Consider the following 17,645-nt stretch of genomic DNA (forward strand, 5'->3'; position numbering starts at 1 on the left):
TCGACAAAGTAAAATTCAATAAATTTAAATCAAAAACCTAATAAAAGGTAACTAACTCATCAGTAGTTTTTTTTAATATAATGTTACAAGAATTCCTTTAAATATATTATCAAAAAAAACTACTTTTGCAGTCTGAAAATTATAACTACACAATGAGCACAACTAAAACAATACAATCAGCATTAATTTCTGTTTTTTCGAAAGATGGATTAGAGCCTATCGTTAGAAAATTACATGAGCAAAACGTAACACTTTACTCAACTGGAGGAACTGAAGATTTTATTAAGAATCTTGGAATTCCGGTAGTTCCTGTTGAAGATATTACTTCATTCCCGGAAATCCTTGGCGGAAGAGTAAAAACGTTGCACCCGAAAATTTTTGGTGGAATTTTAAATCGTCAGGATAATGAAAGTGACGTTCAGCAAATGAAAGAATTTGATATTCCTCAGATTGATTTGGTAATTGTTGACTTGTATCCTTTTGAAAAAACAGTTGCTTCAGGCGCAAGCGAACAAGATATCATTGAAAAAATTGATATTGGAGGAATTTCATTAATCCGTGCTGGTGCAAAAAACTTCAAAGACACAGTAATTGTAGCTTCAGTAAACGAATACAGCTTGCTTTTAGATTTGATTACAGAACAAAACGGAGCAACAACTCTTGAAAACAGAAGATTGTTGGCTACAAAAGCATTCCACGTTTCTTCTCACTATGATGGTGCCATTTTTAACTATTTCAACACAGACGAAACCATTTACAAAGAAAGTATTGCAGATGGTCAAGTTTTAAGATACGGTGAAAACCCTCATCAAAAAGGATTTTTCTTTGGGGATTTTGACGCTATGTTCAAAAAAGTTCACGGAAAAGAATTGTCATACAACAACTTATTAGATGTTGACGCTGCAGTAAATTTAATTGCCGAATTTAAAACTGACGGACCAACATTCGCTATTTTAAAACACAATAACGCTTGTGGATTAGCTTCAAGAAAAACAATCAGCGAGGCTTATTTAGCCGCTTTAGCTTGTGATCCAACTTCTGCTTTTGGAGGTGTTTTGATTTCAAATACTAAAATTGATTTAGCTACAGCTCAGGAAATTAATAAATTATTTTGTGAAGTTGTTATTGCTCCAAGTTATGACGACGAAGCAATTGTAGTTTTACAAGAAAAGAAAAACAGAATCATTTTAGTTCAAAATGATGTTGAATTACCATCCCGCCAAGTAAGAACATGTCTTAATGGTTTGTTAATTCAGGACAGAAATAATATTACAGATACTAAAGAGCATTTAAAAACCGTTACAATTACAGAACCTACTGCTTCTGAAATTGAAGATTTGATTTTTGCTTCTAAAATCTGTAAAAACACGAAATCAAACACGATTGTGTTTGCAAAAAACGGAACATTAATTTCGTCAGGAACTGGCCAGACTTCAAGAGTTGACGCTTTGGTTCAGGCTGTTGATAAAGCAAAAGCTTTTGGATTTGATTTAACAGGAGCTTCCATGGCGAGCGATGCATTTTTCCCTTTTCCGGACTGTGTAGAATTAGCCAAAAAAGCAGGAATAACGGCAGTAATTCAGCCTGGAGGTTCGATAAAAGATGAATTAAGCATAAATTATTGCAACGAAAATAATCTTGCAATGGTATTTACAGGAACACGTCATTTTAAACATTAATTTGTTTAACTTTGTTCGATAATTATTTATAACATTTTAAACCCCTAAAAAACTTATGGGATTTTTTGATTTCATGACCGAGGATATTGCGATAGACCTTGGTACCGCAAACACTTTAATCATACATAATGATAAAGTTGTTATTGATAGCCCATCTATCGTTGCACGCGATAGAATTTCTGGCAAAATCATTGCTGTTGGTAAAGAAGCCAACATGATGCAAGGTAAAACACATGAAAACATCAAGACCATAAGGCCTTTGAAGGATGGTGTAATTGCCGATTTTGATGCTTCAGAAAAAATGATCAATATGTTCATTAAAAGCATTCCAGCTTTAAAGAAAAGAATGTTTACGCCAGCTTTAAGAATGGTTGTTTGTATTCCGTCTGGGATTACTGAAGTTGAGATGCGTGCAGTAAAAGAATCTTGTGAAAGAGTAAACGGAAAAGAAGTTTACCTGATTCATGAACCAATGGCAGCCGCAATTGGTATTGGTATCGATATCATGCAGCCAAAAGGAAACATGATTGTAGATATTGGTGGAGGCACAACAGAAATTGCTGTTATCGCTTTAGGCGGAATTGTGTGCGACAAATCTGTAAAAATTGCGGGGGATGTTTTTACAAATGATATCGTTTATTACATGCGTACACAACACAACCTTTTTGTTGGAGAAAGTACTGCAGAGAAAATAAAAATTCAGATTGGAGCTGCTATCGAAGATTTAGACGGACCTCCTGAAGATATGTCTGTTCAGGGTAGAGATTTACTTACCGGAAAACCAAAACAAGTAGATGTTTCTTACCGTGAGATTGCTAAAGCATTAGACAAATCGATTCAGCGTATTGAAGATGCTGTAATGGAAACTTTATCTCAAACACCTCCTGAATTAGCTGCAGATATTTATAATACAGGTATTTATCTTGCTGGTGGAGGATCAATGTTGAGAGGTCTTGATAAGCGTATTTCGCAAAAAACAGATTTACCTGTTTATATTGCTGAAGATCCATTAAGAGCAGTTGTGCGTGGAACTGGGATGGCACTAAAAAATATTGCAAAATTCAAAAGTATCTTAATCAAATAAGATAAAAACAATCAATACATTCTTAATTAGAGCCAAATTGAATCATTTGGCTCTAATAAAATTGGACCCAAAAGCATATCCTGAAACAAAATAACCGAACAAGAAATGCAGCAAATTTTTAATTTCATTATAAGAAACAGTAATCGATTGCTGTTTTTGCTGCTTTTAGGTATTTCGTTGGCACTCACAATCCAATCTCACTCTTTTCACAGAAGCAGAATGATTAGCTCTGCTAACTTTATTAGCGGCGGTGTTTATGAAAAAATAAACAACGTAAATGAGTATTTGAATTTGAGAACTGAAAATGACGAACTGGTACTTGAAAACGCAAGATTAAAAAGCCTTTTATTCAATATAGAAGACACCACCAAAGCACCAATGATTGACAGTATTAAAGGCGTCAAACCAGCTGACATCATTGTTTCTAAAGTAATTCACAACTCATACAGCACACACGAAAATTATCTGACTTTAAATTCCGGATCAAAAGAAGGCGTTAAACAAGATATGGGTGTAATTAACAGTTTAGGTATTATTGGTATCGTAGACAATACATCTCCAAATTACTCAACTGTGGTTAGTATTTTAAATATGAAATCACAGATTAATGCCAAAATAAAAAAATCAAATCACTTTGGTTCGCTTACTTGGAATGGAAAAAGCACTGGCTTCGTACAGTTGACAGATGTACCGAGACTGGCTTCCGTTAGAAAAGGAGATACGATTGTTACAGGAGGTCAATCAGTAATTTTTCCTGAAAACATTAATATCGGAACAGTTGATAAAATTTATACCGATAAAAAAACTACTTTCTATACCATCAATGTTAAGTTATTTAACGACATGACTAATTTGGGACATGTTTATATTATTAAAAGTAAGGACAGAGAAGAACTTATTAATTTAGAAAACAAAAACAAGGAAAAAGATGAATAGCGCATTGTTAGTCAATATTTTTCGATTTATTATGTTACTGGCAATTCAGATTGTTATTTTCAACAATATGAATTTCTTAGGATACATAAGTCCTTTTCCGTATATCTTATATATTATTTTATATCCTGTAAACAGTAATCGATCCGGTTTAATATTTTCTAGTTTTTTACTGGGCCTTACAATGGATATGTTTTGTAATTCAGGAGGAATTCATGCAGCAGCTTGTGTAATTTTATCGTACTATAGACCTTATATCTTTAAGTTTTCTTTTGGGTTAAGTTATGAATATCAAACTATAAAATTAAACGAATCCTTAACACCTGAGCGCTTCTCATTTATTTTGGTTTCCGTTTTATTACATCACATAGTCTTGTTTATTCTGGAAGCTTTTCAATTTAAATTCATTTGGGATATCTTACTCCGAACTTTATTCAGTTCTGTTTTTACCATACTCATTTCTATAATAATCATATATCTTATTAAGCCAAATAAACGATGAGAAAAGTCCTGCTGCCCACTTTAATTATTATTGCAGCATCTTTGCTAGTGATCAGGATATTTTATTTGCAGATTATTGATGATTCTTTCAAATTAAAATCAGAAAATAACGCCATCAAAATAAAATATGATTATCCTGAACGCGGATATATTTACGACAGATACGGAAAACTACTTGTCGCAAATCAGTCATCTTATGACATCATGGTAATTCCAAGAGATGTTAAAGAAGATCTTAATATTACCGAATTCTGCGAACTATTAAACATTACAAAAGAAGATTACGAGAAAAGAATAGCAAAAGCAAAAGTTTACAGTCCAAGACTCCCTTCTGTTTTTTTGCCACAACTTAACAAGACGGAATTTGCTGCTTTTCAGGAAAAAATACGAAAGTATGAAGGCTTTTATTTTCAAAAACGTTCTCTTCGTGATTATGAAGTAGATTATGGTGCTAATATTTTTGGAGGTGTTACTCAGGTAAACGAAAGCCAGATTGCAAAAAACCCTTACTACAACAGTGGTGATTTAATTGGAAAACAAGGAGTTGAAGAAAGTTATGAAGAAGTTCTAAGAGGTATAAAAGGTGTAAAATACATCCAAAAAGACAAATATAATCGTGAGATTGGTTCTTATAAAGATGGAAAATACGACACTATTGCTGTACAGGGAGAAGATATTACCTTAACGATTGATGCTGAACTTCAAAAATATGGCGAAGAATTAATGATTAATAAACGAGGCGGGATTGTAGCAATTGAACCTAAAACAGGCGAAATATTAGCACTTGTTACCGCTCCATCATACGATCCTGGAATTTTAGTTGGAAGACAGCGTTCTAAAAACTATACACTCTTATATCATGACTCCATAGCAAAACCTTTATACGACAGAGGGCTTCTGGCAGAATACCCACCGGGATCACCTTTTAAAATTTTAACAGGTCTAGTAGCACTACAAGAAGGTGTTATAGATGAAAACACTTCTGTTGCCTGTCATCACGGTTTTAGTTATGGTAGAGGCCGTTTTATGAGATGTCACTGTCAGGGTGGTCAATTACAGTTACACAGAGGTATTTATCAATCATGTAACTCCTATTTTGCAACAGCATACATGAAGACTATTAATAAATATACCAAACCTGCGGCTGCTGTAGATGTATGGAGTAATCACCTTAAAACTTTTGGATTAGGTCAATTTATGGGTTATGATTTACCAACAGGTAAAAGAGGAAAAATTCCGACGTCTAAAACCTATAAACGAATGTACCCAAATGGAGGCTGGAGAAGTACTGCAATCGTTTCTAATGCTATTGGTCAGGGAGAAGTTTTAATGACACCTATTCAACTGGCAAATATGATGGCAACAATTGCGAATCAGGGATATTATTACACTCCTCATATCATAAAAAAAATTGAGGGTAAAAAAATCGATTCAAAATTTACAACAAAGCATACGACATCAATTGATAAAAAATATTTCCCTCCTATCATAAGCGGTTTATTTGATGTTTACAACATGGGGACAGCCAGCAGACTAAAAGTAGAAGGAATTGATATCTGCGGAAAAACCGGTACAGCTGAAAATTTTGCTAAAATTGGCGGAAAAAGAGTGCAACTTGAAGACCACTCTATATTTGTTGCATTTGCACCAAAAGACAATCCAAAAATTGCGATTGCGATTATGATTGAAAATGGTGGTTTTGGAGCTTCTATTGCAGGACCTATTGCCAGTTTAATGATTGAAAAACATTTAAAAAGGAAAATTTCAAGAACAGATTTAGAAGTCAGAGTTCTAAACAAAAGCCTGCAAAGTGAATATGCAAAATTAGGAGGCCTTTCGGAAAGTATTAAAAAAGAACTAAAAATAAAGGACTCTATTGCAAATGTTGCTAAGCTAGAAATTAAACGAAAAGACTCTATTGCCAAAAGCAAAAGAATATTTCCAAAAATTAAAGCAGATTCTATCAAACGAAATTAATAAGGGATTCATTTAAAATGAAAAATCAAAGCATAAAAAATAATATTGACTGGATAAGTGTCATCATTTACAGTGTTCTGGTGATTCTGGGCTGGTTAAATATATATTCGTCTTCCTTATCTTCTACAGAAGGCACTTATGAGAAGCAGTTGATATTTATCGCCTGTACTATCCCATTAATTTTTATCGTTTTGTTTGTTGATGGAAAATTCTATGAAAAATATGCCAGTATTATTTTTGGTGTCTCTTTATTATCATTAGCCGGATTATTTCTCTTTGGAAAAACAATTGCAGGGCAGAGATGCTGGTATGCTATCGGAAGTTTCACATTACAACCTTCTGAATTTGCAAAGGCAGCGACATCATTGGCTTTGGCCAAATATTTAAGCGACACACAAATTAATCTAAAGGAAACTAATCGTCAAATTCAGGCACTTGCCATAATATTCCTGCCTGTGATTTTGATTTTACCGCAGCCGGATCCCGGAAGTGCTTTAATTTACAGTATTTTCATTATTGTATTATATCGGGAAGGTTTGCCTTCATGGTATGTATGGACAGGTTTTATAACTATCCTTTTATTTGTATTAACATTGGTTTTAGAACCTTATGTTGTTATTTTACTTGCATTGGCAGTATTAATTATCATTCATTTTAAAGGCAGGGCTGTTGATCGAAATATTATATTAAGCGGTATTCTTCTGGCTATTATTTCAGCCTTTGTATTTTCGGTAGATTATGTTTTTGATCATGTATTTAAACAACATCACAGAGACCGTTTCAACATATTACTGGGTAAAACTGTCGACATGAAAGGTATCGGGTACAATACGAACCAATCTGAGATTGCGATAGGATCCGGAGGCTGGCTTGGAAAAGGTTTTTTAGAGGGAACACAGACAAAAGGCGGTTTTGTCCCGGAACAGCACACAGATTACATCTTTACAACTGTAGGTGAAGAATGGGGGTTTGCCGGTTCATTTATTGTTATAGCCTTATTCGCCGGATTACTTTTAAGGGTGATTTATTTAGCCGAAAGACAAAAAACCAAATTCAGCAGGGTTTACGGATATTGTGTTGCCGGAATTTTATTCATTCACTTTTTTGTGAATATTGCCATGGTAGTCGGTGTTTTTCCTACGATTGGTGTTCCTTTGCCTTTCTTTTCTTATGGAGGTTCAGGGCTGTGGGGATTCACCATTTTACTTTTTATATTCTTAAAAATGGATGCCAACAAAGTCAACGAATGGTAGTCAAAAACTATAAAAATAAAAAATCCGAAGCTTTATAAACTTCGGATTTTTTATTTATTACATATAACTTAAAATCTCTTTTTTATACGTATCATATTCTCCCTGAAGAATCAAACCGTTATCCAGTAACTTTTTATAATTCTGTAATTTATCAAAAAGCTCTTCTTTAGACAATTCACTTAACTTGCGCTCTCCTGTTGATTGAGTTTGCTGAATTGGCTCAAAAGTTTCTGTATAAGACGGAGTTGCAGCCGGTATAATTTCTGCAAAATTCGTTACCTCTTCTGTTTCTACTTCTTCAACGGCATCTTCATATTCAGGCTCTTCCGTCTGAGTAATTTCTGCAGCCGGAGCAGATATAATAACAGGATTTTTAAGTAAATCTAATTGTTCTTTTGCGTAGGTATATATTTTTCTGGCCTGAATTTTCGGAATATAATCAATCGAAATTGACAAATCGGTATTGGTATTAAAGGAGAATTCAGAGCCCAAAATATTTTCTTTTACAAAAGCACCAGCAACATCATCCCAGGTATAATCTGTAAAATCCATCGAAAGACCTAAATTTTTAGGCTTACAAATAATAATTCTTTTATTTGTTAATACAATGCTATCCGGAAAAACAGTAATTGCAGGCTTTTTTTGAACTGCTATATATCCAACTTCTTCTCCTCTCATCAATAAATCATTGAGTTTCGAAGTAATTTTTTCAATTGCTTTCGGATCTTGCTCTTCGTTCAGAAACTTTTTAAATTGTTCTTTCATATTCTATAAGTTGCTAAGTTGCAAATTAATTGATTGTTACGTTTTTTGTCTTACCTACAAATGTAATGCCTAATTTTCTAATTGCTCCGCCTGTTCGGTAAAATTTTACCTCGGGTCGATAATTTCATTCTGAATTTTCTTTGTCAAACTTTTGAATACCAATTCATACGAATGATCTATGAGTTCTTTTACAAAAGCAGCAGGCAAATTTCCGTTTAACGAAACCGTATTCCAATGAACTTTACTCATGTGAAATCCCGGTTTTATCTCATCATATTCTGCCCTGAGTTCCTGCGCACGTTCCGGATCACATTTTAAATTGACCGAGGCTTCGTTTTTTTCCCATTGTGATAAAGAAGACAAAGCAAACATTTTTCCGCCCACCTTAAATACCAAAGTATCTTCATCAAAAGGAAAATGTTCTGTTACGCCTTTTTTAGAAAGACAATATTCGTAATACGTATCTAAATTCATTTTCCTAAATTTTAAAATTCATCTGATTTCTTTTCCATCATTTTTTCCGGGTGTTCCAAAGCTTTAAAACCAAATTTCTCATACAAGAAATGTGCATCTGTTGTTGCCAAACGCCAGATTTTAATATCTTTTAATATTGGCTCCTTCATCATATTCCCAATTAAAATTGATGAATAGCCTTTCCCACGATGTTCTTCTGCAATAAAAACATCCATTACATATCCAAAAACAACATAATCTGTAATCACACGGGCAAAACCAATTTGATCGTCATTTAAATAAATTCCAAAACAAACCGAAGCATCAATTGTAGTTTGTACTTCCTCAATGGTTCGGCCTGCAGCCCAATAAATATCTTTTAAGAAGTTTTGTATAAACGGGACGTTGAGTTTTGTTTTATCTGTAGAAACAGTAATCAGATTCATAATTTTTTAAAACATTTTAATATTGATTACATTTTAATTTTATCTCCAATTTTTTTAATTGGCTTACTAACAAAATCGGGAGCGTCAAAACGATATCCAAAATACAACAATCCATAAACTTTATCATTCGTAATAACTGTTGTTTTATCCTGATTATAAGAACTGTTTTCAAAATTTAAACTTGCCCCAAAAAGAATCCGTTCACTGTTATAACCTATTTTTATTCCGCCTTCAATATTTCTGGTAAAATATCTTTCTTTCTCAACGGTTTCAACACCCGAATCTATACTTTTATCATTTAAAAATTTCACCCCAATAGAAGGTGACAAATATGGTGCAATATAAAAGTTTTTGTGAATAATGAAATTGTAATAATAACCGGCTGCCAGCCGAATATCAAATTCTTTTTGTTTACCGTCAAGAGTTGCTGCTTTCGAAGTAATTCTGTTGTATGAATAAATCAGCGACGGAATAAAACTTCCGGCGCTCATTTTTTGCCATTCGGTAAATGAGGTGATACTTTTAAGCGAAAACTTTGGATTAAAAAGATACGATGTTGACATTTTGTATTGTACCGTTTTAAAATCCGGAAATTGAAGATATGGATCTTTCCCTTCAACCCAATCCGGATTAAAATCAGACATATTGGCTACATAATAACCTTTGGTTTTGCTATAATTAGCCGTTTGAAGCCATCTTCCTAAAAAGAAACGAAAGTTATAATCTGAAAAAGAAGATTTTCCTTTTAAATCTTCGTCTTTATTTCCTCCAAAAAATTTAGGGTAAAAACCATAGCTAAAACCAATAAATTTATAGTCAATACTTAAAAACAGTTTATAGCTGTTATTGGTTTCCAGATCCAGATTTGACCCTTTTTTATTGTTTAACAAATAGGCATCGGTTTGTGTACTTAGGTTTGCTCTAACCAATATTTTATCGGGATAATAAATAAAATTTACAGTGTCTTTTTGGGTCTTTTTCTGACCATAAACCATTGCATTATGAATAAGAAAAAACATCAGTAAAAATAAAAAAACCGAACAGTTTTGGTTAGTTTGTTTTGAATATTGATGTGCTTTTGCTTTCAACATAAGTAATTTCAATTGACAGATATAAAACTACTGATTAAAAATCACAATTAAAAGTTTGCAATAGCATATAAAACAGGTTTACTTGGACTAGCATCATTTTCAAAAGAAGCAATTTGCAGATTCAGCAAATAATTTCCATCTTCAATTTCGTTTGGCACAAAAATCATTTCTGTAATTGTTGCATCTAAACGAGCATCGTTATTTAAATTATGCGTGTCTTTTACATTCCAAAAAGCTTTGTGCGCCAACAATTTACCTTCATCATGCTCCCGATCAACACTTGGCAAGTCAATTAATAAATGCTGAATTTCGCTTTCGCGGATGAAAATTGCGGCTTCTTCAGATAAATAAGGTGGATTTGTATTTGAATATTTTTGGGATTTTTTATCTTTTTGATTGGTAAGTGTTCTTATAATTAAAGCCTCGATTGTCACATTGAGCGAAGTCACAATGCTTATCGCTTTCTCTACCTGATCTTTGGTAATTACCAAATCATCATCAATATTTTTAGGTTCAATTGTAATCAGTTTAGCAAAAAAGAAAAACTGCTGCAAAGACTGATTAATACTGTAGAATTCATTTGTAATATGTCCCAGACATTCTGTATGTGTACCGTGCCCATGCGGATTAAAGAAAATATTGTTGAAGTTTGTTGATGATTTCCCTTCAGAAACTTTCCCGATCCAATCGCCAAAAACCACAGGTTCAATAACCGGTTTTTCGATATACCAGGCAATTGGGTTTTCCTCTGTATTGGTTAATGGAATGGATATATCAATGGGTTTTGATAAATCAATTTCAAGGTTGTTGATTTTTGCTTTCATATAATGATTTAACCGCAAGGTTCGCTAAGAATTACGCAAAGATCGTAAGTTTTTATTAAAGATTGTTTGCGACTCTTTTGATTCCATTTTTTAGTAAAGAAACATTGAAATTAATTAACAAGCCTAGTTTGCAATTTGTTAGTTTTAAGTAAGTCAATAGCTGAGCAAAATGAATTTCATTTAAACAATCTACAGCCTTTATTTCCAAAATTAGTTTATTTTCTACCAAAATATCTAATCTGTAACCAACATCTAATTTTACTTCTTCATAAATTAGAGGGAGTACTTATTGTTTTTCTACTTTGAGATCTAATTTTTTCAATTCATAAAACAGACATTCCTCATAAGCACTTTCTAAAAGACCTGGCCCTAAAGTTTGATGAACCTTTAAAGCTGAATAAAACACAATTCGAGATAAATCATTTTCTGACATAAGTAGTTTCAATAAATATTAAAACTCAAATGTAAAATATTAAACAAAAAAACAATTAAATTCCTACATTAAAAATTGCATTCTTTGCGTAATTCTTAGCGAACTTTGCGGTTAAGCTACACTTCCAAATTTAGATAAAATAAATCTGAAGCAATTCCATCCGTCAAGAATTTTCCTTTAGAAGTTGGTTTTAAAATATTATTTTCAATCGAAAGCAAGTCATCATTTAAGAATTTTAAACTTTGCTTTTCTAAATAATTCAAATAATCCAAACCAAATTCTTTTTCAATTCTTTCCAATGAAACGCCCCAAATCGTTCTTAATCCCGTCATAATGTATTCATTATAACGGTCCGATTTTGATAAAATTTCAGTTTCAATCGGCAATAGATTTTCCTGAATTGATTTTATGTAGAGCGAATTATTAGCCACATTCCACCCTCTCTTTTCTCCATCATAACTATGTGCTGAAGGCCCGATTCCGATATATTTTTTTCCTAACCAATATGCCGAATTGTTTTTAGAGAAGTAATTTTCTTTGCCGAAATTCGATAATTCATAATGTATAAAATCATTTTTTTGAAGCATTTCAACCAAAATCATAAAATGATTTGAAGCTGCTTCGTCCTGCGGTTCAGCAATTTTTCCGGTTTGGATTAATTTACTCAAAACTGTTTTAGGCTCAACCGTCAAAGCATAACTCGAAATATGCGGAATACCAAAATCTAACGCTGTCTGAATATTTTGCTTCCACATTTCATCCGTTAATCCCGGAATTCCATATATTAAATCGAGGGATATATTATCGAAATATTGGGTAGCTTCTTCTAAACATTTTTTGGCTTCCGCCGAATTATGAGCGCGATTCATCATTTTCAGATCTTCTTCATAAAAAGACTGAATTCCGATGCTGAGACGATTTATTGAACTTTTGGATAATTCTAAAATGCGTTCTGAGGACAAATCATCCGGATTTGCTTCGAGTGTAATTTCGGGATTTTCGGCGACTTTATAATTCCTGTAAACTTCTGAGATCAAAAAGTTGATTTCTTCATTATTTAAAACCGAAGGCGTTCCTCCTCCAAAATATATCGTTTCTACAATCTCATGCTCAAACTCATTTTTACGCATGTTAATTTCTTTGGCCAATGCCAAAACCATATCGTCTTTCTTTTTCATCGAAGTTGAAAAATGGAAATCGCAATAATGGCAAGCCTGTTTGCAAAAAGGGATATGGATGTAGATTCCTGACATTTTTTAATTAGATAATTAGTTAATGTGTCAATTAGATAATTTATTCCATGTCAAAAGAATTATCTAATTTTCAAATTTTCTCAATTGACACATTATTTTTTAACTCGATCTTCATTTTGTTTTACAAAAGCGTCCCAGCCCGAATAACTTTTTCCTGCAACAACTTTTCCTGAATTAAAATGATGGCAGACCGCAGCCGCCAAGCCATCCGTTGAATCAAGATTTTTTGGCAATTCTTTTAAACCTAAAAGCTGTTGGAGCATTTTTGCAACCTGTTCTTTACTGGCATTTCCGTTTCCGGTAATGGCCATTTTTATTTTCTTAGGTTCGTATTCCGTAATTGGAATATCTCTGGAAAGTCCTGCAGCCATGGCAACACCCTGTGCACGTCCTAATTTCAACATAGACTGAACGTTTTTCCCGAAGAAAGGCGCTTCAATCGCAATTTCGTCAGGATGATGCGTTTCAATCAATTCGATGGTTCTTTCGAAGATGATTTTTAGTTTTTGGTAATGATTATCGTATTTAGAAAGCTGCAATTCATTCAATTGCAGAAATTCCATTTTTTTATTGGTTACTTTAATCAGCCCAAAACCCATAATCGTGGTTCCGGGGTCAATACCTAATATGATGCGTTCTTTTGTCAAGAGTTTTTTGTTTGAAGTTTAAAGTTTCATGTTTAGAAAATTGACATATTTTCTAATTTTCAAATTGGCACATTCTCATTGCCACATTCTCAAATTGATTACTTTTGCGGCATGATTTCAATTCCTCACAAAGCTAAACAATTCCTTGTTCTTCTAATCAAACTTTTGATTGTAGGTAGTGCATTTTACTTTATTTATAATCAGTTGGCGAATAACGATAAACTGGACTGGCAAAAATTCATAACCGTATTTCGTAAAAATCAGTCGGTTTTGGGAATTGCATTTATCTTACTTTTAAGCATTCTGAATCGGTATTTTGAAATTTTAAAATGGCAGAATTTAGCCAAAGTTATTCATCCGATTTCTTTAGGAGAAGCTACAAAACAGGTTCTTGCAGCATTAACAGCCGGAATTTTTACACCAAACGGAGTTGGAGAATATGCCGGAAAAGCACTTTATTTTCAAAAATCAGAAGCTAAAAAAGTCGTTTTTCTGAATTTAATCTGCAATGGAATCCAGATGATTTTAACCATTATTTTTGGTCTTTTCGGGTTACTTTATTTTAACGCTCAATACAATGTTATTACAACTAAAACCGTACTAATTTTGTTTGGTGGATTTTTAGCAATCTTAATGTTTTTATTTTCGATAAAAAAGATCAAAATTAAAGAATACTCAATAGAAAAATTAATTCGTAAGATTAATGAGATTCCGAAATCGATTCATCAAAAGAATATTGTTTTAGGAATCTGCCGTTATTTGGTTTTCTCGCATCAATATTACTTTTTGTTTTTAGCTTTTGATGTTCAACTTCCTTATTTAACATTAATGGCAGCCGTTACATCAGTTTATTTTTTAGCCTCTTCCCTGCCCACTTTTCAGTTTTTAGATTTTGCGGTAAAAGGAAGTGTTGCTATTTATTTTTTCAAAATTTTAGGTGTAAACGAATGGATAGTGGTTTTTATCAGTACGCTAATGTGGTTTTTAAATGTAGTTTTACCGGTTATTTTAGGAAGCTATTATGTATTGAATTTTAAAACAAAAAACACTACAGCATGAGTTTGGCTTTATTCGTCATATTAAGTATTTACACAATAAGTATTGGCTTGCTTATTTATGGTTTTGCCAAAGTAAAAAAATATGAAAAGACGAATTTAACACCACAAACGAATTTTACTATTATTGTTCCTTTTCGAAATGAAGCGGATAATTTACCCCATCTTTTAGAAAGTTTTTTAAGACTGAATTACCCGAATGATTTATTTGAAGTGATTTTGGTGGATGATAGTTCTAAAGAAAAGTTTCAGGTTTCAGGTTTCAGGTTCCAGGTTTCTGTGATTGATAATATTCGGGTTTCGAATTCGCCAAAAAAAGACGCTATTGCTACGGCAATGCAGCTCGTAAAAACCAATTGGGTAATTACTGTGGATGCAGACTGTATTGTGCCTGAAAACTGGCTGTTGACATTTGATAATTACATTCAGCAAAATAGCGTTTTTATGTTGGCCGGTGCCGTTTCTTACAACTGTAAAAACTCCTTTTTAGATTATTTTCAACAATTAGATTTAACAAGTTTACAAGGCGCTACGATTGGAAGTTTTGGTCTTAAAAAAGCTTTTATGTGTAACGGAGCTAATTTTGCCTACACAAAATCTTTGTTTGAAAGAGTAAACGGATTTGAAGGAAATGATAAAATTGCCAGCGGTGATGATGTTTTTATGTTGCAAAAAGCGGCTAATTTATTTCCTAATGAAGTTCATTATTTAAAAGCTGAAGAAACTATTGTGGTTACCAAACCAACAGAAAACTGGAAGTCTTTATTTTATCAGAGAGTACGCTGGGCAGCAAAAACAAGTTCATATCAAAGCAATTTTGGAAAGTTTTTAGGTTTAATTGTCTTTTTTGGAAACCTTGGTTTTGTAATTGGTTTTGTGTTTTTTTGTTTTAGGATTTGGTCTTTCAGACTTTTGGGTTTATATGTAATTTTAAAATTTGCTGTAGATTTTGTTTTGCTTTTTATCACCAATCAGTTTTTGACAAAAACCAGAATAAAGCATTTGATATTAAGCAGCTTATTGTATCCTTTTTTTAGTTCGGCTGTGGCTTTGTACAGTTTGTTTGGTTCTTATGAGTGGAAAGAACGTCGTTTTAAAATATAATTTTATTAGAATCCCGATGCCCTAGCCCTGATGGAAGCGACATCCTTTTTGTTTTTTCTTTAAAAACAAAAAGATACAGCGGACAGCAGGAATAGCTCCTTATTCTATTTAACATCTTTTTCCTTAAGAATTACAGGTAAAATAAATTGTGTTTTTACCGGAATTCCTCGTTTTATAGCAGGATTTACTTTTGGAAAATCAATTAATCGGGCACGAAGGATACTGTCAATTTTTATCGTGTCATAAGTCACTGAATCTTTAGGGAATTGTGGTTCAAAATTAATTGTAGCATCAGGAAAAACAGTTACTTTTACTTCTATAGTATCTAATTCCGGGTATAAAATCGAGAGTGTATCTATGTCTAATTTTTGCTGAATGAGCTGTGACATAATTTCGAAAAAACATTGTTGGCGCTTTTTTTTATCATTTACTTTCTCGCAATCTGCAACTGACGGGTATTCATCAACTTCTTTCCAATTGATTGATTTTAATTCTTTTTGAAGTAATTCTTTTTCAGAAGGCACCTGCTTCTCAAAGTATTGACAAGAATTGAAAAAGATAAAAGATAAAAAAAGATAAAACCGCTTCAAGATTTTGATGTTAATTGGACTAATAATGTAAAAATACAATTATTTTTTTGGGGAAGCTTTGTATTGCAAATATTCTTTCAAAGAGAATTTTCAGGTATTTTTCTATTACTTTTATAAATAATGTTCAAACAGATGAACATTCATAAAATTTATATTCAAAATTCACAAAAGACAGTATGGATTTATTATTAGTATTACTTGGTTTTATATGCATGATTATTGGAATACTAGGTAGTTTTTTACCTGTTTTACCGGGCTTATCCAGTTGTTGGATTGGTTTACTATTATTGTATTTAACCAAAGCTGTCGAAAACAATTACTGGGTTTTAGGCATCTCTTTTATAATTATGGTTATCATAACAATTTTAGACTACACGATTCCTGCAAAAGGAACTAAACGCTTTGGTGGCAGTTCCTACGGCATTTGGGGAACCAATATTGGTTTGATAGTTGGCATTCTCGCACCAATACCTTTTGGAGTAATTATTGGTCCGTTTGCAGGTGCTTTTATAGGCGAAATGTTGTACGATTCAAAAAATCACAAAAGAGCATTTAAGGCTGCGACAGGATCATTAATTGGTTTTTTAGCCTCTAGTTTTATTAATTTTTTATTTTGCGTTATTTATTTAGGCCTATTTCTTACTATTATCTGGCAAAATAAAAATTCATTGTTTTAATTGTATAATTAACATTTAAGTTTTTTCTTATTTTTCAAAACCTATTGGAATAAAAATAAAAATTATTTTTAAATAATTATCACTTTATTTTAAGAACTAAGCGTGATATTTATTGATATTATCCTTTTTTGTTAAATAAATTTAAAAAAAGATAAAACAAAATATTTAACTTATTTTTTGGATATGTTAATATATTTTATATTTTTATCATCATAATCGATAAAATACCACATTTAATCGATTATTGACAGCAAATAATTAATTAATCCAGTAATACAATTATGACCCCAAATCTACAAATTGAACTACGCCGTTTTATCTCTTCCAATGTTATCTCCAAACTAAATAAATTTTATTTCGAAAATGATGCCTTATTAATTAAGGCTATCGATGTTTCGTTAGGAACTGTTTTGATGGGATGCTATAACAATTTTGAGGAGAAAACATTAGAAGAAATGACTAATCTTGTCGAAAAATCAATATTTTACAAAGAAATTGATTTTACTTCTTCACGCATTTTGTCTGTGGATGATAACTACAAACTGGAAGGAAACCAACTTTTAGAACAGATTTTTACCACTAAAAAAGCCAGAATTACCGAAATGATTTCGAATGAAGTTGGCATTAAAAGCGAAACTGCACGTGAGGTTTTAAACTTTTCTACTTTGCTTATTATTTCCTACTTAAAGCACAATGCAGAAGTAACTTCAAGTCTAAAATTACTTTTAGACGAACAAAAAAGAGACATTCTCAACAGTATTCCTCCCGGAATTAAAATTATTTTAGGCTTTTCATGTTATGAAACTGTAGAAGAAAAAAATAATTCGCGTTTTGCAAGATCCATTTTTAATCTTTTTGGAAATATCTAATTTTTATTAAA

The 17,645-nt window shown here is 32.4% G+C and carries 18 protein-coding genes and 1 pseudogene; 10 read left to right on the forward strand and 9 right to left on the reverse strand.

What is annotated here, in order from left to right; all coding sequences use genetic code 11:
* Positions 1-152 precede the first annotated feature (152 nt).
* The 6 genes from purH (at position 153) to rodA (ending at position 7,427) form a co-directional block, all read left to right on the forward strand.
* Positions 153-1,679, forward strand: coding sequence for a bifunctional phosphoribosylaminoimidazolecarboxamide formyltransferase/IMP cyclohydrolase (purH, locus tag FLV_RS10095; RefSeq protein WP_243233540.1), 1,527 nt, complete (start codon positions 153-155; stop codon positions 1,677-1,679).
* Between the two features lie 55 nt (positions 1,680-1,734).
* A complete protein-coding gene (locus FLV_RS10100; RefSeq protein ID WP_007804822.1) occupies positions 1,735-2,763 on the forward strand; it encodes a rod shape-determining protein in 1,029 nt (342 codons plus the stop codon).
* Between the two features lie 105 nt (positions 2,764-2,868).
* Positions 2,869-3,699, forward strand: coding sequence for a rod shape-determining protein MreC (mreC, locus tag FLV_RS10105; protein WP_243233541.1), 831 nt, complete (start codon positions 2,869-2,871; stop codon positions 3,697-3,699).
* The gene (locus FLV_RS10110) at positions 3,692-4,198 is read left to right on the forward strand and encodes a rod shape-determining protein MreD (RefSeq protein WP_243233542.1); all 507 of its coding nucleotides are present in this window, start codon (positions 3,692-3,694) and stop codon (positions 4,196-4,198) included. Before mreC ends, FLV_RS10110 begins: the two co-directional genes overlap by 8 nt.
* Positions 4,195-6,174 (forward strand): penicillin-binding protein 2, encoded by a 1,980-nt coding sequence (mrdA, locus tag FLV_RS10115; protein WP_243233544.1) that lies wholly within the window; start codon positions 4,195-4,197, stop codon positions 6,172-6,174. Before FLV_RS10110 ends, mrdA begins: the two co-directional genes overlap by 4 nt.
* A 17-nt stretch (positions 6,175-6,191) precedes the next feature.
* Complete coding sequence (gene rodA / locus FLV_RS10120) at positions 6,192-7,427, forward strand: rod shape-determining protein RodA (protein ID WP_243233549.1); 1,236 nt, start codon at positions 6,192-6,194, stop codon at positions 7,425-7,427.
* 57 nt (positions 7,428-7,484) lie between these two features.
* Here rodA and FLV_RS10125 read toward each other — a convergent pair whose 3' ends face one another.
* The 8 genes and pseudogenes from FLV_RS10125 to ruvC form a co-directional block, all read right to left on the reverse strand.
* Complete coding sequence (locus FLV_RS10125) at positions 7,485-8,192, reverse strand: PH domain-containing protein (RefSeq protein WP_243233550.1); 708 nt, start codon at positions 8,190-8,192, stop codon at positions 7,485-7,487.
* A gap of 105 nt (positions 8,193-8,297) precedes the next feature.
* A complete protein-coding gene (locus FLV_RS10130; protein WP_243233551.1) occupies positions 8,298-8,666 on the reverse strand; it encodes an MmcQ/YjbR family DNA-binding protein in 369 nt (122 codons plus the stop codon).
* Positions 8,667-8,677: 11 nt separating this feature from the next.
* Positions 8,678-9,085: a GNAT family N-acetyltransferase gene (locus FLV_RS10135; protein ID WP_243233992.1), complete on the reverse strand. Its 408-nt coding sequence runs from the start codon at positions 9,083-9,085 to the stop codon at positions 8,678-8,680.
* Between the two features lie 32 nt (positions 9,086-9,117).
* A complete protein-coding gene (locus tag FLV_RS10140) occupies positions 9,118-10,182 on the reverse strand; it encodes a DUF4421 family protein (RefSeq protein ID WP_243233553.1) in 1,065 nt (354 codons plus the stop codon).
* Positions 10,183-10,229: 47 nt separating this feature from the next.
* A complete protein-coding gene (locus FLV_RS10145; protein ID WP_243233564.1) occupies positions 10,230-11,006 on the reverse strand; it encodes a cyclase family protein in 777 nt (258 codons plus the stop codon).
* 55 nt (positions 11,007-11,061) lie between these two features.
* Positions 11,062-11,439: pseudogene (locus FLV_RS10150) on the reverse strand (GxxExxY protein).
* Between the two features lie 116 nt (positions 11,440-11,555).
* Positions 11,556-12,692 (reverse strand): radical SAM family heme chaperone HemW, encoded by a 1,137-nt coding sequence (hemW, locus tag FLV_RS10155; RefSeq protein WP_243233568.1) that lies wholly within the window; start codon positions 12,690-12,692, stop codon positions 11,556-11,558.
* A gap of 92 nt (positions 12,693-12,784) precedes the next feature.
* Complete coding sequence (gene ruvC, locus FLV_RS10160) at positions 12,785-13,339, reverse strand: crossover junction endodeoxyribonuclease RuvC (protein ID WP_243233570.1); 555 nt, start codon at positions 13,337-13,339, stop codon at positions 12,785-12,787.
* A gap of 111 nt (positions 13,340-13,450) precedes the next feature.
* Between ruvC and FLV_RS10165 the strand changes: the two genes are divergently transcribed.
* Entirely contained in the window at positions 13,451-14,398 is a 948-nt protein-coding gene (locus tag FLV_RS10165; protein ID WP_243233993.1) for a lysylphosphatidylglycerol synthase domain-containing protein, read from the forward strand.
* Positions 14,395-15,498 carry a glycosyltransferase family 2 protein gene (locus FLV_RS10170; RefSeq protein WP_243233572.1) on the forward strand — a complete coding sequence of 368 codons (1,104 nt, stop codon included), beginning with the start codon at positions 14,395-14,397 and terminating at the stop codon, positions 15,496-15,498. Before FLV_RS10165 ends, FLV_RS10170 begins: the two co-directional genes overlap by 4 nt.
* Positions 15,499-15,602: 104 nt before the next feature.
* Here FLV_RS10170 and FLV_RS10175 read toward each other — a convergent pair whose 3' ends face one another.
* Complete coding sequence (locus FLV_RS10175) at positions 15,603-16,088, reverse strand: hypothetical protein (RefSeq protein ID WP_243233573.1); 486 nt, start codon at positions 16,086-16,088, stop codon at positions 15,603-15,605.
* 176 nt (positions 16,089-16,264) lie between these two features.
* On the opposite strand from FLV_RS10175, the gene FLV_RS10180 reads away from it, so the two are divergent.
* Both FLV_RS10180 and FLV_RS10185 read left to right on the forward strand, forming a co-directional pair.
* Positions 16,265-16,765 carry a DUF456 domain-containing protein gene (locus tag FLV_RS10180; protein ID WP_243233575.1) on the forward strand — a complete coding sequence of 167 codons (501 nt, stop codon included), beginning with the start codon at positions 16,265-16,267 and terminating at the stop codon, positions 16,763-16,765.
* Positions 16,766-17,046: 281 nt separating this feature from the next.
* Positions 17,047-17,634 carry a DUF937 domain-containing protein gene (locus FLV_RS10185; RefSeq protein ID WP_243233577.1) on the forward strand — a complete coding sequence of 196 codons (588 nt, stop codon included), beginning with the start codon at positions 17,047-17,049 and terminating at the stop codon, positions 17,632-17,634.
* The last annotated feature ends 11 nt before the right edge of the window (positions 17,635-17,645 follow it).

It is taken from the genome of Flavobacterium pectinovorum, from assembly GCF_022802975.1.
Taxonomy (GTDB): domain Bacteria; phylum Bacteroidota; class Bacteroidia; order Flavobacteriales; family Flavobacteriaceae; genus Flavobacterium; species Flavobacterium pectinovorum_B.